This window comes from Cupriavidus consociatus, from assembly GCF_017814975.1.
Classification (GTDB): Bacteria; Pseudomonadota; Gammaproteobacteria; order Burkholderiales; family Burkholderiaceae; genus Cupriavidus; species Cupriavidus consociatus.
Genome location: NZ_JAGIQA010000006.1, coordinates 232,740 through 251,794 on the forward strand (window position 1 = coordinate 232,740; position 19,055 = coordinate 251,794).

Annotated in this window: 13 protein-coding genes and 2 tRNA genes; 5 read left to right on the plus strand and 10 right to left on the minus strand. The window is 66.5% G+C overall.

Annotation, left to right across the window (positions count from 1 at the left end; all coding sequences use genetic code 11):
- Positions 1 to 53: 53 nt before the first annotated feature.
- The 3 genes from J8I82_RS11085 to J8I82_RS11095 form a co-directional block, all read right to left on the minus strand.
- Positions 54 to 416 (minus strand): hypothetical protein, encoded by a 363-nt coding sequence (locus tag J8I82_RS11085; RefSeq protein WP_209757228.1) that lies wholly within the window; start codon positions 414 to 416, stop codon positions 54 to 56.
- Positions 417 to 738: 322 nt separating this feature from the next.
- A complete protein-coding gene (locus J8I82_RS11090; protein ID WP_209757229.1) occupies positions 739 to 1,719 on the minus strand; it encodes a tripartite tricarboxylate transporter substrate binding protein BugE in 981 nt (326 codons plus the stop codon).
- A 360-nt stretch (positions 1,720 to 2,079) separates the two neighbouring features.
- Positions 2,080 to 2,155, minus strand: a tRNA-Lys gene (locus J8I82_RS11095).
- Between the two features lie 129 nt (positions 2,156 to 2,284).
- Here J8I82_RS11095 and J8I82_RS11100 point away from each other — a divergent pair.
- Positions 2,285 to 3,193, plus strand: coding sequence for a LysR family transcriptional regulator (locus J8I82_RS11100; RefSeq protein ID WP_209757230.1), 909 nt, complete (start codon positions 2,285 to 2,287; stop codon positions 3,191 to 3,193).
- A gap of 120 nt (positions 3,194 to 3,313) precedes the next feature.
- On the plus strand, positions 3,314 to 4,702 hold the full coding sequence (locus tag J8I82_RS11105) for an 8-oxoguanine deaminase (RefSeq protein ID WP_209757231.1): 1,389 nt from the start codon (positions 3,314 to 3,316) through the stop codon (positions 4,700 to 4,702).
- Positions 4,703 to 4,846: 144 nt separating this feature from the next.
- Here the strand turns inward: J8I82_RS11105 and J8I82_RS11110 are convergent.
- A tRNA-Lys gene (locus J8I82_RS11110) sits at positions 4,847 to 4,922 on the minus strand.
- 226 nt (positions 4,923 to 5,148) lie between these two features.
- On the opposite strand from J8I82_RS11110, the gene J8I82_RS11115 reads away from it, so the two are divergent.
- Positions 5,149 to 5,412: a DUF1488 family protein gene (locus tag J8I82_RS11115; RefSeq protein WP_029047712.1), complete on the plus strand. Its 264-nt coding sequence runs from the start codon at positions 5,149 to 5,151 to the stop codon at positions 5,410 to 5,412.
- A gap of 217 nt (positions 5,413 to 5,629) precedes the next feature.
- Here the strand turns inward: J8I82_RS11115 and J8I82_RS11120 are convergent, their stop codons facing one another.
- The 4 genes from J8I82_RS11120 to folD all read right to left on the minus strand — a co-directional run bounded on the left by J8I82_RS11120 (position 5,630) and on the right by folD (position 11,538).
- Positions 5,630 to 7,474 carry a SulP family inorganic anion transporter gene (locus J8I82_RS11120; protein WP_245179613.1) on the minus strand — a complete coding sequence of 615 codons (1,845 nt, stop codon included), beginning with the start codon at positions 7,472 to 7,474 and terminating at the stop codon, positions 5,630 to 5,632.
- 169 nt (positions 7,475 to 7,643) lie between these two features.
- Positions 7,644 to 8,474: an exodeoxyribonuclease III gene (gene xth, locus J8I82_RS11125; protein WP_209757232.1), complete on the minus strand. Its 831-nt coding sequence runs from the start codon at positions 8,472 to 8,474 to the stop codon at positions 7,644 to 7,646.
- The gene (locus tag J8I82_RS11130; protein ID WP_209757233.1) at positions 8,471 to 10,564 is read right to left on the minus strand and encodes a M3 family metallopeptidase; all 2,094 of its coding nucleotides are present in this window, start codon (positions 10,562 to 10,564) and stop codon (positions 8,471 to 8,473) included. Before J8I82_RS11130 ends, xth begins: the two co-directional genes overlap by 4 nt.
- Positions 10,565 to 10,686: 122 nt before the next feature.
- The gene (folD, locus tag J8I82_RS11135; protein WP_209757234.1) at positions 10,687 to 11,538 is read right to left on the minus strand and encodes a bifunctional methylenetetrahydrofolate dehydrogenase/methenyltetrahydrofolate cyclohydrolase FolD; all 852 of its coding nucleotides are present in this window, start codon (positions 11,536 to 11,538) and stop codon (positions 10,687 to 10,689) included.
- 194 nt (positions 11,539 to 11,732) lie between these two features.
- Here folD and J8I82_RS11140 point away from each other — a divergent pair, with 194 nt between their 5' ends.
- Positions 11,733 to 12,413, plus strand: coding sequence for a hypothetical protein (locus J8I82_RS11140; RefSeq protein ID WP_209757236.1), 681 nt, complete (start codon positions 11,733 to 11,735; stop codon positions 12,411 to 12,413).
- A gap of 71 nt (positions 12,414 to 12,484) precedes the next feature.
- Here J8I82_RS11140 and J8I82_RS11145 read toward each other — a convergent pair whose 3' ends face one another.
- Both J8I82_RS11145 and J8I82_RS11150 read right to left on the minus strand, forming a co-directional pair.
- On the minus strand, positions 12,485 to 13,117 hold the full coding sequence (locus tag J8I82_RS11145) for a response regulator transcription factor (RefSeq protein ID WP_029047707.1): 633 nt from the start codon (positions 13,115 to 13,117) through the stop codon (positions 12,485 to 12,487).
- A 149-nt stretch (positions 13,118 to 13,266) separates the two neighbouring features.
- Entirely contained in the window at positions 13,267 to 15,852 is a 2,586-nt protein-coding gene (locus J8I82_RS11150) for a PAS domain S-box protein (RefSeq protein ID WP_209757238.1), read from the minus strand.
- 423 nt (positions 15,853 to 16,275) lie between these two features.
- On the opposite strand from J8I82_RS11150, the gene aceE reads away from it, so the two are divergent.
- A complete protein-coding gene (aceE, locus tag J8I82_RS11155; RefSeq protein ID WP_209757240.1) occupies positions 16,276 to 18,963 on the plus strand; it encodes a pyruvate dehydrogenase (acetyl-transferring), homodimeric type in 2,688 nt (895 codons plus the stop codon).
- Positions 18,964 to 19,055 lie beyond the last annotated feature (92 nt).

Consider the following 19,055-nt stretch of genomic DNA (forward strand, 5'->3'; position numbering starts at 1 on the left):
CAAGAATGCAAACAGCCCGCCGAAGCGGGCTGTCTTGCCTGGAGGTTGCGGGCTTACTGCGCCTTGCTGCCCTGGCTGGCGGGCGCCTTGGCGCCATCGGTGTATGGGTCGTACTTGCCGGTCTTGGCGCCGTCAGTGTACGGATCGTACTTGCCGGCCTTGGCGCCGTCGGTGTTCGGGTCGACCTTCTTGCCCGAGTTGGTCAGGTCGGAGCGCGTCGACTGCTTGGCGCCATCGGTGTAGGGATCGAACTTGCCCGACTTCGCCGGGTTCTGGTTCGGGCTGGCCTGCTTCTTGGTGTGGCTGCCGCCGTAGAGGTCGCCGCCCTCGGTGTAGTTCTTCTGTGCATAAACCTGCGTCGCGCCCACAGCGGCGAACGCTGCAACGATCAGGGTCGAAACGGTCTTCTTCAGCATCTCTTTATCCTCTCGAATTCGGCATCGCAGCGCCTGCACGATGCCGGGTTGGGGGCCGAGCGTGGACCGGCATGCGGTGCCGGCCGTGTGGCGGATCACCCAGCTAATGTACCGAGTTGGCGCGTGTCCGCAAAGTGAAAGTTTCTTCTAGGGATATTGAAACGCTTGGGCGGGCCTTGCGTCCTGTTCAGGATCAAGATTCAGTTGAGGGGATGGAAATTTCCCAGCAGCAGTGCCGTTATCGGTACGTTTGGTGACGTCCAGACGAAAAAACGGCTGCCATTGGGCAGCCGTTTGCTGAGCTCTTCGTGTAGAGCGCCGATTATTCCAGCGTGATGTTCTGGTCATGCGCAATCTTCTTGCGCAGGTCGAGTTCGCGTTTGATCTGCGCGGCGTACTGGGCCGAGGTATTGCCGTCGGTGTAGGCGCCGCTTTCAGCCAGGCGGCGCTTCACGTTCGGGTCCTGCAGAGCCTTGACCGCGGCGTCGTGCACGCGCGTGATGATGGCAGCGGGCGTGCCGGCCGGCGCGACCAGGCCATACCAGGCCATGTTGTTCATGTCCTTCATGCCGGCTTCGGCAAAGGTCGGCACGTCGGGCAGGCCCTCGACGCGCTTGGGTGCCGCCACCGCCAGCGCGCGCAGCTTGCCGGCCTGGATATGCGGCATCGACGACGGCAGGTTGTCGAACTGCGCGTTGACCTGGCCGGCCAGCGTGTCATTCAGCGCCGGGCCCGATCCGCGGTAGGGGATATGGACCATGTCGGTCTTGGTGATGTCCTTGAACAGCTCGCCATCCAGATGCGAGATGCTGCCCTTGCCGGCGGAAGCGTAGCTGTACTTGCCGGGGTTGGCCTTCAGCAGCGCGACGAATTCCTTCAGCGTCTTGGCCGGCACCTTCGGGTTCACCGTCAGCACGTTGGGCACGTTGACCAGGTTGGTGATCGGCGCGAAGTCCTTGAGCGGGTCGTACGGGTTCTTCGGATTGGTGGCCGGGTTGGTCGCCATGGTGCTGACCGTGGCGATGCCGAGCGTGTAGCCGTCCGGCGCGGACTTGGCCAGCGCGTCGGCCCCGATCGCGCCACCGCCGCCGCCGCGGTTTTCCACCACCACCGGCTGGCCGAGCTCGCGGCCCAGGCCGTCGGAGACTGCGCGCGCAACGATATCGGTGGTGCCGCCGGCCGCGAACGGAACGATCAGGCGGATCGGCTTGGTGGGGTAGGACTGCGCCTGGACAAAGCCGGCGTATGCCAGGCCGATGGCTGCGACGCAGGCGGCTGCGCCTGCTTTGTGGACTGCTTTCAAGGGGATGCCTCCGTTCTTCTTTCACTGATTGCTTGCCGGGCGGGCTGCAGGCGTTTCTCTCGGGCGCAACGCGTGCGCCCCGCGCCGTCAGTCTTCCTGCTCGGCTGACCCGGCCGCGCCGGGGTGCGGTAGCGGCCTGCACGTTGTAATTCCGCGATACGGAACCATGTTCCACAACGTGCGCGGAAGCGATTCAACCGGGAAAGCGCGTGGAAAGGAATTGGTGAGAACCCGCGTATCAAGAAAATGGCGGTCGTGCCGTGCGCTCGAACGCAGCTTGGGCGGGCTTGGAAGAGGGGCGGGAAAGGTGCGTCGAAATGAAAAAGCCGGAAGCAAGCTTCCGGCTTTTCCTGAATTCGCTGGTGGGGCGTGAGTGACTCGAACACTCGACCTACGGATTAAGAGTCCGCTGCTCTACCAACTGAGCTAACGCCCCAACGAAGAAAAAGATTGTAGCAAGGTATCGAATACTGCGCAATACCCCTCCGCCCTTTTTGCGAAGGGGGCAGCAGCCGGGCTCGCGCACGCCGCTACAATTCGGCACGCCCCGATACACTGCCAGCCCATGCACGCCAGAGTCCTGCGCTATCTCGACGAGGTGGTACGCCGCGGTTCGATCCGCAAGGCGGCCGAGCACCTGCACGTGGCGCCGACGGCCGTGAACCGGCAGATCCTTGACCTGGAAGCCGAGCTGGGCGCACCGCTGTTCGAGCGCATCAACAAGCGGCTGCGCCTGACGCCGCTGGGCGAGATGGTGCTGGCCCACGTCCGCCAGACGCTGCGCGAGCATGACGCGCTGCGCGAGCGAATCGAAGAATTGAAGGGCGCTCGCCGCGGGGACGTCACCGTGGCGGTCACCGCGGGACTGGCCGGCTCGCTGATGCCGTCGCTGGTGCATGACTTCCGCCAGCGCTATCCGGGCATCGTGGTGCGCGTGAATGACCTGCCGGTTGCCGATATCGTCGCGGCGGTCGAGCAGGGCGATGCCGATCTCGGGCTTGGCTACGATCTGCCTGAACTTCCCGCCTTTCGTGCGCTGGCCAGCAGCGACTGGCAGATCGGCGCGGTGGTGCCGCCGGGTCATGCGCTGGCGGCGCAGCCGTCCGTGCTGCTGAGCGAATGCGTCGGCTATCCGCTGATCCTGCCCGCTACGTCTCTATCCATCCGCGCGCTGCTGGATGCCGCCTTCTCCCGCAATGCCATCGAAGTGTCGCCGGTGGCGGAATCGACCTCGACCGTGCTGATCCGCCAGCTGGTCATGCTGGGCACCGGCGTGGCGCTGCTGAACCCGCTCGACGTGATGGAGGAGCGCGCGCGGCAGGCGCTGGTGTACGTGCCGCTGCGCGACCGCCACCTGCAGGGCCAGACGCTGACGCTGGTGGCGCGTGCCCGCGGCACCCTCAGCGCGGCCGCGGAACTGATGGCCGAACGCATCGGCGAAGCGCTGGCCACGCTGTTCGCCCAGGTCCGCTAGTCGGGATGGCGAAGGTGTCCACTTTTTGTGGACACTGTGCTCGGAATTCGATGCTTAGGCGCGAGCATGCCTTCGCCTTAGACTGGCGGCATCCATCCCGAGAACCTGAGGAATGCCGCCATGACCCTGATTGCCCTGAACGCCGACGTACTCGTCACCATGGACGCGCAGCGCCGCGAGATCCGCGACGGCGCGCTGGTCGCCGAAGGGGCTGCGGTGCAATGGGTCGGTCCGACCGCCGAACTGCCGCCGCAATACCGCCGCATGGTCGACGACGGCAGCGCGCAGGTGCTGGATATGCGTGGCCGCGTGGTGACGCCCGGCCTGGTCAACACGCACCACCATATGTACCAGAGCCTGACGCGCGCCGTCCCCGCCGCGCAGGATGCCGAGCTGTTCTCGTGGCTGACCAACCTGTACATGCTGTGGTCGCACCTGACGCCGGAAATGATCGCTGTGTCGACCAGGACCGCGATGGCCGAGCTGATGCTGTCCGGCTGCACCACCACCAGCGATCACCTCTACCTGTTCCCCAACGGCTCGCGCCTGGACGATTCGATCGCCGCCGCGCAGGAGATGGGCATGCGCTTCCACGCCGCGCGCGGCTCCATGAGCGTGGGCCGCAGCAAGGGCGGCCTGCCGCCCGACGTGGTGGTCGAGGACGAGGCCGCGATCCTGCGCGACAGCCAGCGGCTGGTCGAGCGGTACCACGACGGCGCGCGCCACGCGATGCTGCGCGTGGTGCTGGCGCCTTGCTCGCCGTTTTCGGTGTCGCGCGACCTGATGCGCGAGTCGGCCGTGATGGCGCGCCACTATGGCGTGTCGCTGCACACCCACCTGGCCGAGAACGACAACGACATCGCGTACTCGCGCGAGAAGTTCGGCCTGACGCCGGCGCAGTATGCCGAAGACCTGGGCTGGGTCGGTCACGATGTCTGGCATGCGCACTGTGTGAAGCTCGACGACGAAGGCATTGCGCTGTTCGCGCGTACCGGCACCGGCGTGGCGCATTGCCCGTGCTCGAACATGCGGCTCGCATCCGGCATTGCGCCGGTGCGGGCGATGCGCGATGCCGGCGTGCCGGTTGGGCTGGGCGTGGACGGCAGCGCGTCGAACGACGGCGCGCACATGCTGGGCGAAGCGCGCCAGGCCATGCTGCTGCAGCGTGTCGGCCACGGCCCGGCCGCGATGAGCGCGCGCGAGGCGCTGGAGATCGCCACGCTGGGCGGCGCACGCGTGCTCAACCGCGACGATATCGGCGCGCTCGCGCCGGGCATGTCGGCGGACTTTGTCGCCTTCGATATGTCAGGGGTGGGCTTTGCCGGCGGCGGCCACGACCTGGTTGCGTCGCTGGTGTTCTGCGCCCCCGCCAATGTCGCGGCGAGCGTAATCAACGGGCGCGAAGTGGTGCGCGATGGCGTGCTGCTGACGGCCGACCTGCCCAACGTGCTGACGCAGCATCGCGCGCTGGCGCGCACGCTGTTCGAGCGCGCCAGCGTCGGCGCGTGATTCCCTGAGAGGTGGAGCGCCGCAGGCCATGCATCGCCTGCGGCAGTTTTAGGAACACCCGGAACGGAAAAACCGCAGGGGGAAGGGGAAAAGGAAAAAGCAAAAGGCCGGAAGCATTGCTGCTTCCGGCCTTTCTATATTCGCTGGTGGGGCGTGAGTGACTCGAACACTCGACCTACGGATTAAGAGTCCGCTGCTCTACCAACTGAGCTAACGCCCCAACGAAGAACGAGATTCTAGCATGATTTTCGGCGCTGTCAACAGTTTGCCCGCAACCGGACGCAACGCTTTTCACGCATGCCGATGCCGGCAACCATCAGGTGAACGGAACCGAACGCCAGGCATGCTGGCCTTCGGATTGAGCGCAATCGTACAAGGTGGATCCGCACGATATGGTCGGAGCCATGTTAGGATTCTTCTCCACTTGCATATGGAGGGCTGCACCGATGGATATCAAATTCCAAGAGCAAGAGCGCTACGACATCAATAACGAAGGCTTGCTCTTTCAGGCGATCGTCAATGGCGAGAAAGTGACTTGCGTAGTGACACGCGAGGCACTGTGGGAAGGCTTCAGCGCCGATCAGGTGCTGTCGCTGGAAGAGGCATTCCGTGCCGGCCGCGAAACCATTGAACGCGCCGCCGTGGTGCTGATCGAGCAGGGCGCGCCCCAGCCAATCGTCGTCAAGCGCGCCCACGTGGCGCCGATCTGATGAGGATGGATGCCCCGGCCAGCCGCCGGCATGCCGCGGGCGCCCATCCACTATCAGGCATCACCGCTTAAGTCATCGCTTAAGGCCGTCCGGCCTTGCGTACCCGGCCCGGCAACGCCGGCGCAGGCAGCAAAGTCTTCCCCGCTTTATCAATTTCCGATTGTCTAATGCTGTCCCCGGCAGGCTTTCTTGCTGACGGCATCTTGTGCGCAACGCGTCAGCGTGCCGCCGCGGTGGCGCATGCCTGCGGCTGCGCTGCGCCAGCCGCATGCGCATCGGCGGCATCGTGATCCGATGCCCCCGGCCGTGACGCGCATTCTTCAAAGATCCTGGCGTGGCACTGTGCGCAGATATCAGGCGACAGCTTGCCGATGATCGTGTGCAGCGCCTGCCGCTTGGTCGGGAAGATATGGTCCGGCCCCAGCTTGCTGCTGAAGCCGGTCTGCTCCCACGTCTGCAGCACCTGCGTGCGCGGGCGATGGAAGTAGAGGTCGCCGCCCACAGCGCGGCGCTCGGCCAGTTCGTTTTCCCACATCTCCGCGCCCGCCAGGTCGATGAAATTCATGCTCTTGGTCATCGCCAGCAAGTGCGTCTGGCCGGCATTGACCGTGCGCAGCCAGTGCAGGCGGTCGGTCACGTACTGCACGGCGCCGAAGTAGATCGCGCCTTCCATGCGCAGCAATTTGAGCTGCGGGCATTCCGGCTGCGGCCGGTGCAGTTCGTCCAGCGGCGTGAAGCGCCGGCCCGGATCGTCGGCATCCGGCACCAGGCTGCGCACTGCCGGTCTCGAGGTGCGGTACAGGTAGGCCACCAGCGACAGCACGGTGCCGAGCAGTACCGCCATTTCTAGCCGGATCACCAGCGTCGCGGCGAAGGTGCCGATGGCAATCGCGAACTCGGTACGGCTCAACGTGAAGATGCGCCGCAGCCGCGCAAGATCGAGCAGTCCCCACGCCACCAGAAGCAGCATGGCGCCGATCGCCGCCATCGGGATCTGCGCCAGCAGCGGCGCGCTGAGCGCGACCAGCGCCAGCAGCCACAGCGCCGAGAACACGCTGGCCAGCGGTGTGCGCGCGCCGGCTTCAAAGTTGGGCATCGAGCGATTCAGCGAGCCGCACGAGATATAGCCGGAGAAAAAACCGCCGGCGATGTTGGACAGGCCCTGGCCGATGAATTCGCGGTTGGCGTCGATATGCTGCCCCGAGCGCAGCGCCACCGCCTTGGCGATCGAGATCGACTGGCCCAGCGCGACGATGGTCAGCGCCGAGGCGATGCCGAGCAGGTCGGGCAGCTTGCGCCAGTCGACGTCGGGCACATGGAAATGCGGCAGCGCCGACGGGATCGGCCCGACTACGTTCACATGCTGGGCGAAGGCGCCGGCCTGGTTCAGCAGCAGCGCCACCCCATAGCCGGCCAGCAGCCCCAGCAGCATGAACGGCAGCTTGCGCCACAGCCGCTTGCACAGCAGCGTCACTGCCAGCGTCACGGCGGCGACGGCCACTGCCGACCAGTTGATGGTGTCGGCGTGTTCGGCCAGGTGGCGCAGCACGCCGAAGGCACTGGTGCCGGTCGGCACCTGCAGGCCGAACACATCCTTCAGCGCATAGAGCCCGATCAGTGTCGCGGCGCCGCAGGTGAAGCCGAGCAGCACCGAGGGCGAGATAAAGTTGGCGAGCGATCCCAGCCGCAGCGTGCCGACCGCGAGCTGCATCACGCCGACCACGATGGTCACCGCCAGCGCCAGCCCGATATACGCGGGGCTGCCGGCGAATGCGAGCGGGCTCAGCATGGCGAACAACGCCAGCGAATTGGCATTGGTCGGCCCGGACATCACATGCCAGCTGGAACCGAACAGCGCCGCGACAATGCAGGGCACCACCGCGCTGTAGATGCCGTACTGCGGCGGCAGTCCGGCCAGCGTGGCGAAGGCCACGCCCTGCGGCAGCACCAGCACCGCGCCGAGCAGGCCGGCGACCAGGTCGGCGCGCAGCGTGGCGCGGTCGACGCGCTGGCGCCACGGGAACATGCGATGCAGGAATGAGCCTTGCGTGGATGCGGACATGGGAACAGGACAACCTCGGCGCCCCCGGGCGCGGTCACGCCGCGTTCAGGGGTTCATGCCGGCAGTGTAGCGGGCAGCCCGCCGCCGAGGCGAGCCGGGCATGCCCGGGCTTGCGTGAATGCGTGGACTGGCGGCGCATGCCGGCGGCGGCCGCAGCCCGTGGCGGGCGTCAGCCGCAGTGCAGCGTGGCGACCACCGGCGTGTGATCCGAGGGCTGTTCCCAGGTGCGCGGGACGCGGTCGATCACGCAGGCGGAGCATTGCTCCACCAGCGCCGGCGAGAGCAGGATATGGTCGATGCGCAGCCCGGCATTGCGGCGGAACGCCAGCATGCGGTAGTCCCACCAGGAAAAGCTCTTCTCCGGCTGCTCGAACCTGCGGAAGGCATCGGCCAGCCCCAGCTCCACCAAAGCGGCAAAGGCGGCGCGCTCCGGCGGCGATACGAGGTTCTGGCCTACCCACTTGGCCGGGTCGTGCACATCACGGTCTTCGGGCGCGATATTGAAGTCGCCCAGCAGCGCGAGGCGCGGATGGCGCTGCATTTCGTCGCGCAGCCACGCTGTCATCGCTTCCAGCCACCTGAGCTTGTACGTGAACTTCTCCGACTCGGGCGACTGGCCGTTGGGGAAGTAGGCACAGACCAGCCGCAGGTCGCCGTAGGTTGCCGCGATCACACGCTGCTGCGCATCCTCGAAGCCGGGGATGTTGCGCACCACGTCGACCGGCCCGGGCATGCTGGCATCGCGGGCGACGATGGCCACGCCGTTGTATGTCTTCTGCCCGGTGTAGATGCTGTGGAAGCCGGCATTCTCCAGTTCGGCCAGCGGGTACTTGTCGTCCGGCAGCTTCAGTTCCTGCAGGCACAGCGCGTCGACCGGCGCGCCGGCCTGGTCCTGCTCGGCCAGCCACTGCAGCACCTGCGGCAGGCGCACCTTCAGCGAATTGACGTTCCAGCTCGCGATGCGCAGCGGACCGCTGGTGGGCAGTGCAACCGCGCTCATGCTGCCATCCCGCCATGACGCAGCAGCGCGTCGATCTGCGGCGCGCGGCCGCGGAAGGCCACGAAGGAGTCCATTGCCGGACGGCTGCCGCCTACCGACAGGATCTCGCGCTGGTAGCGCGCGCCGGTCTCGCTGTCGAGCACGGTGCCGGACAGCTGTGCCGCTTCCTCGAATGCAGCGTAGACGTCGGCCGACAGCACCTCCGCCCACTTGTAGCTGTAGTAGCCGGCCGCGTAGCCGCCGGCAAAGATATGGCTGAAGGTGTTCGGCCAGCGCGACAGCGGATGCTGCGGCACCACGTGCACGCGGTCATTGATCTGGCGCGACAGATCCAGCACCGAGGCGGCGCCGGCCGGGTCGAAGTCCGTGTGCAGATGCATGTCGAACGACGAGAACACGATCTGGCGCAGCGTCATCATGCCGTTCTGGAAGTTCTTGGCGGCCAGCATGCGGTCGAACAGCGCGCGCGGCAACGGCGCGCCGTTGTCGACGTGCTGCGTCATGCCGGTCAGCACTTCGTATTCCCAGCAGAAGTTCTCCATGAACTGCGACGGCAGCTCCACCGCATCCCATTCCACGCCGTTGATGCCCGACACGCCCAGCTCGCCCACCTGCGTCAGCATGTGGTGCAGACCGTGGCCGAACTCATGGAACAGCGTGATCACTTCGTCGTGCGTGAACAGCGCGGGCTTGTTGCCCACCGGTGCGGAGAAGTTGCAGGTCAGGTATGCGACCGGCGTCTGCACGCCGCCTTGCTCCAGCACCTTGCGGCCGCGGGCGTCGTCCATCCAGGCGCCGCCGCGCTTGCCTTCGCGCGCGTACAGGTCGATGTAGAACTGTGCCAGCAGCGTGCCATCGGCGGTGGTCACGCGGAAAAAACGCACGTCCTTGTGCCAGGTCTGCGCCGGCTCGGCCTCGATGCGCACCGAGAACAGCTTCTGCACCACGCCGAACAGGCCTTCCAGCACCTTGGGTTCCGGGAAGTACTGCTTGACCTCGTGCTCGGAGAACGCGTAGCGCTGCTGGCGCAGCTTTTCCGAGGCATAGGCCACGTCCCACGGTTGCAGGTCGGACAGGCCGAGTTCAGCGGCGGCGAAGGCCTTCAGCTCGGCCCAGTCCTTCTCGGCATAGGGCCTTGCCTTGATGGCAAGCTCGTCGAGGAACTTCAGCACTTCGGCTGGCGATTCGGCCATCTTCGGCACCAGCGAGACTTCGCCGTAGCACTGGTAGCCGAGCATCTGCGCTTCTTCACGGCGCAGCACCAGCTGCTCGCGCATATTGGCCGTGTTGTCCCACTCGCCCTGGCCCTGGCCGTATTGCGCGCCCAGTTCCGAGGCGCGCGTGACATTGGCCTCGTACAGCGTCTTGCGCAGCGCGCGGTCGTCGGCGTACTGCAGCACCGGGAAGTATGAGGGGAAGTGGAGCGTGAATTTCCAGCCGGCCTTGCCGTCTTTCTCCGCGGCGTGGCGGGCGGCTTCCTTCGCATCGTCGGGCAGACCGGCCAGGCGTGCCTCGTCCTCGATGACCAGCGCGTAGGTGTTGGTGGCGTCCAGCACGTGGTCGGAGAACGCCTTGGACAATTGTGCCTGCTGTTCCTGGATTTCCGCGAAGCGCGGCTTCCGGTCTTCGGGCAGCTCGGCGCCACCCAGGCGGAAGCCGCGCAGTTCGTTCTCGATCAGCTGGTGGCGGGCGGCGCTCATGCAGGCGAACTCGGGGCTGGCGGCCAGCGTCTTGTACTTTTCATACAGCGCCAGGCTCTGGCCGAGCGACGACCAGAACTCGGTCATGCGCGGCAGGTTGTCGGCGTGCGCCTTGCGCAGCTCCGGCGTGTCGGCGACCGCGCTCAGGTGGCTGACCACGCCCCAGGCGCGGCCGAGCGGCTCGGTGGCCGCTTCCAGCGCCTGCACGGCGCTGGCCCAGTCGGCCGGCGTGGCAGGATCCTCGGCGCGGGCGACGGCCTGCTGCGCACGTTCCAGCAGCACGTCCAGCGCCGGGCTGATGTGCTCGGGCCGGATCTCGGCGAAGCGGGGCAGGTCGGAAAAGTCCAGCAGCGGATTGTTGGCCGGGGTGGCTTGTGCGGCTTGGTCCATGGCGTGTTCTCGGTTGGCTGGCCTTAAAGGTCGATGCCCCGCAGATGGGGGCGGGGTGCGGGCATTTCCAGCACCCCGTGTGGCGTACTGTACGTCGGATATACGCCGAGCGCGCGAGTGCTTCAGCCCGCGGCGCGTTCCGCTGCTTCCAGCGTGTTGACCAGCAGCATGGTGATGGTCATCGGCCCGACGCCGCCCGGCACCGGCGTGACGTAGCCGGCTACCTCGCGCACGCCGGGGAAGTCCACGTCGCCGCACAGCTTGCCGTTGTCGTCGCGGTTCATGCCGACGTCGATCACGACGGCGCCCGGCTTGACCATGTCGGCGGTGATCAGGTTGCGCTTGCCGACCGCGGCGACGATCACGTCGGCCTCGCGGGTATGGGCGCCGATATCGCGCGTCTTGCTGTTGCAGATGGTGACGGTGGCGCCGGCCTGCAGCAGCAGCATCGCCATCGGCTTGCCGACGATATTGGAGGCGCCGACCACCACGGCACGCGCGCCGCGCAGCGGGTACTGGATCGATTCCAGCATTTTCATGCAGCCGTACGGCGTGCACGGGCGGAACAGCGGGGCGCCGGTCATCAGCGCGCCGGCGTTGGCGACGTGGAAGCCGTCGACGTCCTTTTCCGGGGCGATCGCTTCCAGCACCTTGTGGCTGTCGATGTGCTTGGGCAGCGGCAGCTGCACCAGGATGCCGTGGATGCTCGGGTCCTGGTTGAGCGCGTCGATGCGTGCCAGCAATTCCGCCTCGGACAGGTCTGCCGGGTAACGGTCCAGCGAGGAGTGGAAGCCGTTGTCCTGGCAGGCCTTGACCTTGTTGCGCACGTAGACCTGGCTGGCCGGGTCTTCGCCGACCAGGATCACGGCCAGGCCGGGACGGTGACCGCGCTCGGTCAGGCTGGCGGCGCGCTGGGCGGCTTCGGAGCGGATTTGTTTGGCAAGGGCGTTGCCGTCGATCAGTTGGGCAGACATGGAGGAAAAGACCGGTTTGGGCGGGGTTGTGCGAATTCGGGCGGATCCGGCGATTGCTTTGGCCTCGGTTGGCGTGCGCCCGGCATGCGGGCATGCGGATCAAAGGCGAATTATAAAGGGTCAGTGCGGGCTGGCGCGCGCAGCTTGACCGGATGCAAGGGTTGTACGGGTGCGGGGCTGGTAGCATCGGCCGCATGCACACCGCGCTCCCGTCCCTGCTGTCAGATCCGCTGCTGGTTGTCGTGTCCCTCGCCGGACTGCTGTGGGCGCTGACCCGCCGGCCGTGGCGGTTGCTGCGGCGCAATTCGCTGCAGCACGCCTGGCTGGGGGCGATGGTGCTGGTGGCGCTGCTGTGGACGGTGCGTGCCACGCTGGTCGGAGGGCTCGTGATCCAGTTGCTGGGCGCCACGCTGATGGTGACGCTGTTCGGGCTGCCGCTGGCGCTGCTGTCGCTGTTCGTGGCGGACCTGGTGTCGCTGTTCGGGCTGGAATACCTGGCCGGGCACAGCTGGGCGCTGTTCGACTGGCCTTCGCTATGGGTGCGCTATACCTGGCTGGCGCTGGTGCCGGCGCTGCTCTCGGCCGGACTGCAGGCGCTGATGCGGCGCTGGCTGCCGCGCCACCCGTTCGTTTTTATCCTGGGGCACGGCTATTTCACCGCGGGTCTGGCGGCGCTGGGCGCCAGCGCCGCGCAGGCCGCGTGGCGGCATGTGATGGCGCCGGGGCTGCCGTTCACCCTGGCCGATACGCTGGCGGCAATGCTGATCCTGGCGTTTGGCGAGGCGTTCCTGACCGGACTGCTGGTGGCCGTCTTTGTGGTCTATCGTCCACAATGGGTGGTCACGTTCCGGGACGAGGATTACCTGAAGAATTGATTTCGGGCGCCGGCGGTGGCGCCCGGAAAGGCCGGGCAGGATGGCTCGAGAAGGCCATCCGGCGCCGCAAGTCAGCTGTTGCGCGACAGTGCCAGGCGCAGCAGGTCGGCGACCGTGTTGACGTTGAGCTTTTCCATGATGTTGGCGCGGTGCGCCTCCACCGTCTTGATGGAAATGCCCAGGTCATCGGCGATCTGCTTGTTCAGGCGGCCAGCCACGATGCGCTCCAGCACCTGCTGCTCGCGGGTGGTCAGCTTGCCCAGCAGGTCCTTGGCGGCGCGCTGCTCGCGCGCGGCGGAATGGTCGGTACGGGCCTTCTGCAGCATGCGCTCGACCAGCGCCCGCAGTTCGGATTCGTCGAACGGCTTCTCGATGAAATCGATGGCGCCGCGCTTCATGGTCGATACCGCCATCGGCACGTCGCCGTGGCCGGTGATAAAGACGATGGGGATATTGATGTTCTCGGCGATCATCCGCTCCTGCAGTTCCGGGCCGCTCATGCCGGGCATGCGCACGTCGAGGATCAGGCAGGACACCTGGCTGGCGTCGTAGGCGGCGAGGAACTGCTCGGCGCTGGTAAAGCTGCGAACCTGGTAGCCATTGCCCTCCAGCAACCAGGTCAGCGAGTCGCGCATGGCTTCATCGTCGTCGACGATGAACACGGTCTCGCCGCGGTGGGGCGTGGGGTTTGGCGTTGCGGTCATGTAGTCTCCTCGGGACAACAATTCATTGCTGCGAAGTGTAACCGCCCCGGGGCCTCTGTGGCGAGACGGATTCCCCACATGCGTAGGGGGTCTGCGCGGGCCTGCCGGGGGCGTCCGGAATGAATCGGACAGCGGTGGAAAGCGGGGGATTATTGCTCGGCCATCACCGGATGCAGCGGCAGCATGATCTTGAAGGTGCAGCCAATGCCGTCGACATTGTTCTCCACCCACAGCCGGCCCTGGTGCGACTCGATGATCGAGCGGCAGATATTCAGCCCCATGCCCATGCCGTCGGACTTGGTGCTGAAGAAGGGCTCGAACAGGCGCTCCTTGGTGGCTTCGTCGACGCCCGGGCCCTGGTCGATGACATCGATATGGACGTTGTCGCCGAACTCGCCCGGCTCCACGCGCGCATGCAGGCGCACCACGCCGCCGGCGCGCAGCGCCGGCAGGCCGGCCATGGCTTCGACCGCGTTCTTGAGCAGGTTCACCAGCACCTGCTCGATCAGCACCGGGTCGACATAGATGGCCATCGGCGGCGCCGGCAGCCGGGTCAGGATGGTGACGCGGCGCCGGGTCGCCTCGAGGTCGGCCAGGCCCACGGCGTCGGCGACGATATCGTGCAGCGCCGCTTCGCGCCGCTGCGGCTGGCTGCGCTTCACGAAGCCGCGGATGCGGCTGATGATGGTGCCCGCGCGTACTGCCTGCGCGGAGGTTTTCTCCAGCACCGGAATCAGGTCCTCCGGCGTGCTGCGGCCCGAATGCAGCCGCGCCACCGCGCCCATGCAGTAGTTGTTGATCGCGGCCAGCGGCTGGTTCAGCTCGTGCGCCAGCGACGACGCCATCTCGCCCATGGTGGTCAGCCGGCTGGTGAACTGCAGGCGTTCCTCATGCTGGCGCGCCATTTCCTCGGCGGCCTTGCGCACGGTGATGTCGGTCGCGATCTGCATCTGCGCGAGGTGGCCGTCGACCCACTGGATATAGCGGCGGCGCACTTCGAACCATTTCTGCATGTCGGGCACGAACACCTCGCGCGCGTCCGACGCATAGGGCATCAGCTCGGAAGCGGGCAGGCCGGCGAAGGCGTCGACGTAATCGGTGTTGTCGCTCGAGACCTGGTCCTTGTCGAGTTCGTCGCCGGCCAGCTTCAGGTGGCCCTCGGCCTCCCAGCCGAACAGCTGGCGGTAGTAGCGGTTGGCGAACAGCAGCTCTGCCTTGTCGGTGGCGAGCACCGAGACCGCGGCGTCCAGGCTCTCCAGCACCGTGGTGAAGCGGTCATGCGCGGCGGCCAGTTCCTCGCGCGCGCGCTTGGGCTCGGTGATGTCCGTCATCGAACTCATCCAGCCGGTATGGCGGCCGCGGCTGTCGACCAGCGGCGACACATACATGCGCGCGTAGAAGCTGCTGCCGTCGCGGCGCATCGTGCGCATCTCGTAGCCGCCCGCGGGCGACTTGCCCTGCAGCGTCAGGTCGATCTGCTTCTGCATTTCCTGCTGGTCGTTCGGCGGCCAGTAGGGGAAGGGCGGCAGGCGGCCGACCAGGTCGCTCTCCTGCCAGCCGGTCATGCGGCAGAAGGCGGGGTTGACATAGGTGATGCGGCCGTTCAGGTCGAGCGCGCGCAGGCCGATCAGCATCGAGTTTTCCATCGCGCGCCGGAACGAGGTCTCGGCCAGCAGCGCGCGCTGCGCCTCGGAGCGGCGGCTGGTATGGCGCCACATGCTCCACAGGCTCCACAGCAGGAAGCAGGACAGGCCCACCACCAGCCACAGCAGCATGTTGTTGGGCAGGTTCGACGGCGGCGGGTAGGCGTCCGCGCGCAGCGACAGCGAGTGGCCCGGCGGGTCCAGCAGCACTTCATACGACAGCGCGTTGCCGGGCACCGGCCGCAGCGAAGTGCTGGCGCGGGTCTGGTTGTTCTTGTCGATCAGCGAGAAGCGGTAGCGCTCGGTCAGCTCCGGCGGCAGCAGGTGCGTCAGGATGCCGTTGATCGAGTACAGCGCGCCAAGCGTGCCGAGGAACTCGTTGTCGCGCACGATCGGGACCTGCATCAGCATGAAGCTGTCGCCACGGTCGTTGACCAGCGGGCGCGAGTAGACCACGCGCTGGGTTTCGCGCGCGGCATCGAAGGTGTCCAGTACTTCAGGCTCGAGCGGCTGGTCCTGGTTCTCGCGCAGGCGCACCGCGAACTCGGATGTCGACGGCAGCGACCAGCGGCCACGCTTGGTGGCGTCGAGCCAGTTGATAAAGACGATCTCGGGGTTCTCGCGCAGGATTTCCTGGGCGGCGGTACGGTAAGCGCCTTGCTCCAGCTGCGCGGCGGCGATATCGCGCGCCAGCGAGGCCAGCTGGTCCTGGTTGCTGAGCAGCGACAGGCGTACGCGTTGCTGCGCCCAGGCGGCGTCGCGGTACAGCGCATCGCGTTGCTGCTGGCGTTCGGTCTCGTGCAGCGACCACAGGATCACGCCCATCGCCACCGTGAACAGCACGATCGCGACCAGCGGAATGAACATGAACCAGCTGGTGGCGACGAGGTTGCGCCAGCGCAGCCACCACAGCCCGCGCGGGGCCGCCACCGGCGCGCCGTCGTCGGAGCCGAGTGCGTCGATCGGACCGAGCCCCGCTGCCGGAGGAGGAGCGTGGCCGGTATCGCCCCCGGCGGCCTTGGCTGTGCCCGAGGCATCGGGAGAAAGCATGGCTGCACGCAGGCGGGAGAGGAAGCGATCGAGGAACGGCATGGGAGGGATTGACGGCTGACAGATCAGTGTACCGAGATTATTGCGGTGCGTCGCTTGGGGAAAGCGCCAATGAAACCCCGGCCGCCGCTTTCCGTGCCGGCGCCCTTGCGTCTGGCGCCGGACGGGCCATGGCATGGGTTTTGGTGCATTGCGACATTATTTCACATAGTAAAAAACGATATCGCAATTTGAAAATTTCACTTGTGTTGCCCAATGGGCTTCCATAGAATCGGTTCGACCCAAGAATGCGGGCGGTAGCCATGCGCCTGCCGCGCGGAGGAGCCGGAACAGGTTCCCCGGCGGCGGCCCCGATGCAAGGCGCGGCAGCGCCGACCCCGCAACGGTGCGAGTCAACCCGTAGAGCCCCCAGGGCCGGTGCCGGAAGCGCCGGCACGGAAGCACGAATTCACCCAGGAGACAGTCATGTCCGCCGTACCAGAGCAGATTCTCGGCGCATCCAGCGCCAACGACGCCGATCCCCAGGAAACCCATGAATGGCTGGATGCCCTGCAGGGCGTCCTGGCCGCCGAAGGCCCGGCGCGCGCCGCGTTCCTGATCGACAAGCAGATCGAGTACGCACGCGTGAACGGCGTGACCCAGCCGTTCCATGCCGAGACGCAGTACATCAACACCATCCCGGTGGAGCAGCAGGCCCGCATCCCGGGCGACCAGGACGTCGAGCACCGCATCCGCTCGTACACCCGCTGGAACGCCATGGCGATGGTTCTGCGCGCCAACAAGCACACCAACGTCGGCGGCCATATCTCCTCGTTTGCCTCGGCGGCCACGCTGTATGACGTCGGCTACAACCATTTCTGGCGCGCCCCCTCGGAACAGAGCGGCGGCGACCTGGTCTTCGTGCAGGGCCACTCGGCACCGGGCGTGTACTCGCGCGCCTTCCTGCTGGGCCGCCTGAGCCAGGACCAGCTCGACAACTTCCGCCAGGAAGTGGACGGCAAGGGCATCTCGTCGTACCCGCACCCCTGGCTGATGCCGGATTTCTGGCAGTTCCCGACCGTGTCGATGGGCCTGGGTCCGATCATGGCCATCTACCAGGCCCGCTTCATGAAGTACCTGGACAGCCGCGGCCTGGCCAAGGCCGGCGACCGCAAGGTCTGGGCCTTCCTGGGCGACGGCGAGACCGACGAGCCGGAATCGCTGGGCGCGATCGGCATGGCCGGCCGCGAGAAGCTCGATAACCTGGTCTTCGTCATCAATTGCAACCTGCAGCGCCTGGACGGCCCGGTGCGCGGCAACGGCAAGATCATCCAGGAACTGGAGTCCGAGTTCCGCGGCGCCGGCTGGAACGTGATCAAGGTGGTGTGGGGCAGCAAGTGGGATTCCCTGCTGGCACGCGACACCAAGGGCCTGCTGATGAAGCGCATGATGGAATGCGTGGACGGCGAGTACCAGACCATGAAGGCCAAGGACGGCGCCTACGTCCGCGAGCACTTCTTCAATACGCCTGAGCTGAAGGCGATGGTCGCCGACTGGTCCGACGAGGACATCTGGCGCCTGAATCGCGGCGGCCACGACCCGCACAAGATCTACGCCGCCTACAAGGCCGCCAGCGAGCACAAGGGCCAGCCCACGCTGATCCTGGCCAAGACCATCAAGGGCTATGGCATGGGCGACGCCGGCCAGGCCATGAACGTGGCCCACCAGCAGAAGAAGATGCCGGTGGACGCGATCCGCAAGTTCCGCGACCAGTTCAACCTCCCGGTGCCAGACGACAAGCTCGAGGAGGTGCCGTACATCACCTTCCCGGAAGGCTCGAAGGAACTGGAATACATGCGCCAGGCGCGCATGAACCTGGGCGGCTACCTGCCGGCCCGCCGCCAGAAGGCCGAAGCGCTGCAGATCCCGCAGCTGTCCGCGTTCGACGCGCTGCTGAAGGCTACCGGCGAAGGCCGCGAAGTGTCCACCACCATGGCCTTCGTGCGGATCCTGAACACGCTGCTCAAGGACAAGCAGATCGGCAAGCACGTGGTGCCCATCGTGCCGGACGAGTCGCGCACCTTCGGCATGGAAGGCCTGTTCCGCCAGGTCGGCATCTGGAACCAGGAAGGCCAGAAGTACGTGCCGGAAGACCATGACCAGCTGATGTTCTACAAGGAGTCGCAGACTGGCCAGGTGCTGCAGGAAGGCATCAACGAAGCCGGCGCCATGTGCGACTGGATCGCCGCCGCCACGTCGTACTCGACGCACGGCGTGCAGATGATCCCGTTCTACATCTACTACTCGATGTTCGGCATCCAGCGTATCGGCGACCTGTGCTGGGCCGCTGCCGACATGCGCTCGCGCGGCTTCCTGCTGGGCGGCACCGCCGGCCGCACCACGCTGAACGGCGAAGGCCTGCAGCACGAAGACGGCCACTCGCACGTGTTCCACGCGGCGATCCCGAACTGTATCTCGTACGACCCGACCTACCAGTACGAACTGGCGGTGATCATGCAGGACGGCCTGCGCCGCATGTACGCCGAGCAGGAAGACGTCTACTACTACCTGACGGTGATGAACGAGAACTACGAACATCCGGAAATGCCGGCTGGCGTAGAGCAGGACATCGTCAAGGGCATGTACCAGTTCCGCAAGGGCGTCGAGAACAGCAATGCGCCGCGCGTGCAGCTGCTGGGCTCGGGCACGATCTTCCGCGAGGTGGTTGCTGCCGCCGAACTGCTGAAGAAGGACTGGGGCGTCGAGTCCGACCTGTGGAGCTGCCCGAGCTTCACCGAGCTGGCCCGCGAAGGCCAGGCCACCGAGCGCTTCAACCTGCTGCACCCCGCCGAAGCCCAGCGCGAAGCCTTTGTCACGCAGAAGCTGAAATCGGCCCGCGGCCCGGTGATCGCATCGACCGACTACGTGCGCGCCTTCGCCGAGCAGATCCGCCCGTTCGTGCCGCGTCGCTACGTGGTGCTGGGCACCGACGGCTTCGGCCGCTCGGATACCCGCGAGAAGCTGCGCCACTTCTTTGAAGTGGACCGCCACTGGGTCACGCTGGCCGCGCTCAAGGCGCTGGCCGACGAGGGCGCCATCAGCCGCGACAAGGTGGCCGAGGCCATCAAGAAGTACAACCTCGACCCGAGCAAGCCCAACCCGATGTCGGTCTGATCCGGCAGCCTGCACCCACCCCCGCAGTACGGCGACGCCGTGCCGCGGGCGCCCCGGCAACGCCGGCTGGCGCCTTGCGGCATGGCGGCGTG

Coding starts and splice junctions, on each gene's coding strand:
- J8I82_RS11085 (WP_209757228.1), bottom strand. CDS start 416: ATGCTGAAGAAGACCGTTTCGACCCTGATCGTTGCAGCGTTCGCCGCT.
- J8I82_RS11100 (WP_209757230.1), top strand. CDS start 2,285: ATGCACGCCAGAGTCCTGCGCTATCTCGACGAGGTGGTACGCCGCGGT.
- J8I82_RS11105 (WP_209757231.1), top strand. CDS start 3,314: ATGACCCTGATTGCCCTGAACGCCGACGTACTCGTCACCATGGACGCG.
- J8I82_RS11115 (WP_029047712.1), top strand. CDS start 5,149: ATGGATATCAAATTCCAAGAGCAAGAGCGCTACGACATCAATAACGAA.
- J8I82_RS11120 (WP_245179613.1), bottom strand. CDS start 7,474: ATGTCCGCATCCACGCAAGGCTCATTCCTGCATCGCATGTTCCCGTGG.
- xth (WP_209757232.1), bottom strand. CDS start 8,474: ATGAGCGCGGTTGCACTGCCCACCAGCGGTCCGCTGCGCATCGCGAGC.
- J8I82_RS11130 (WP_209757233.1), bottom strand. CDS start 10,564: ATGGACCAAGCCGCACAAGCCACCCCGGCCAACAATCCGCTGCTGGAC.
- folD (WP_209757234.1), bottom strand. CDS start 11,538: ATGTCTGCCCAACTGATCGACGGCAACGCCCTTGCCAAACAAATCCGC.
- J8I82_RS11140 (WP_209757236.1), top strand. CDS start 11,733: ATGCACACCGCGCTCCCGTCCCTGCTGTCAGATCCGCTGCTGGTTGTC.
- J8I82_RS11145 (WP_029047707.1), bottom strand. CDS start 13,117: ATGACCGCAACGCCAAACCCCACGCCCCACCGCGGCGAGACCGTGTTC.
- J8I82_RS11150 (WP_209757238.1), bottom strand. CDS start 15,852: ATGCCGTTCCTCGATCGCTTCCTCTCCCGCCTGCGTGCAGCCATGCTT.
- aceE (WP_209757240.1), top strand. CDS start 16,276: ATGTCCGCCGTACCAGAGCAGATTCTCGGCGCATCCAGCGCCAACGAC.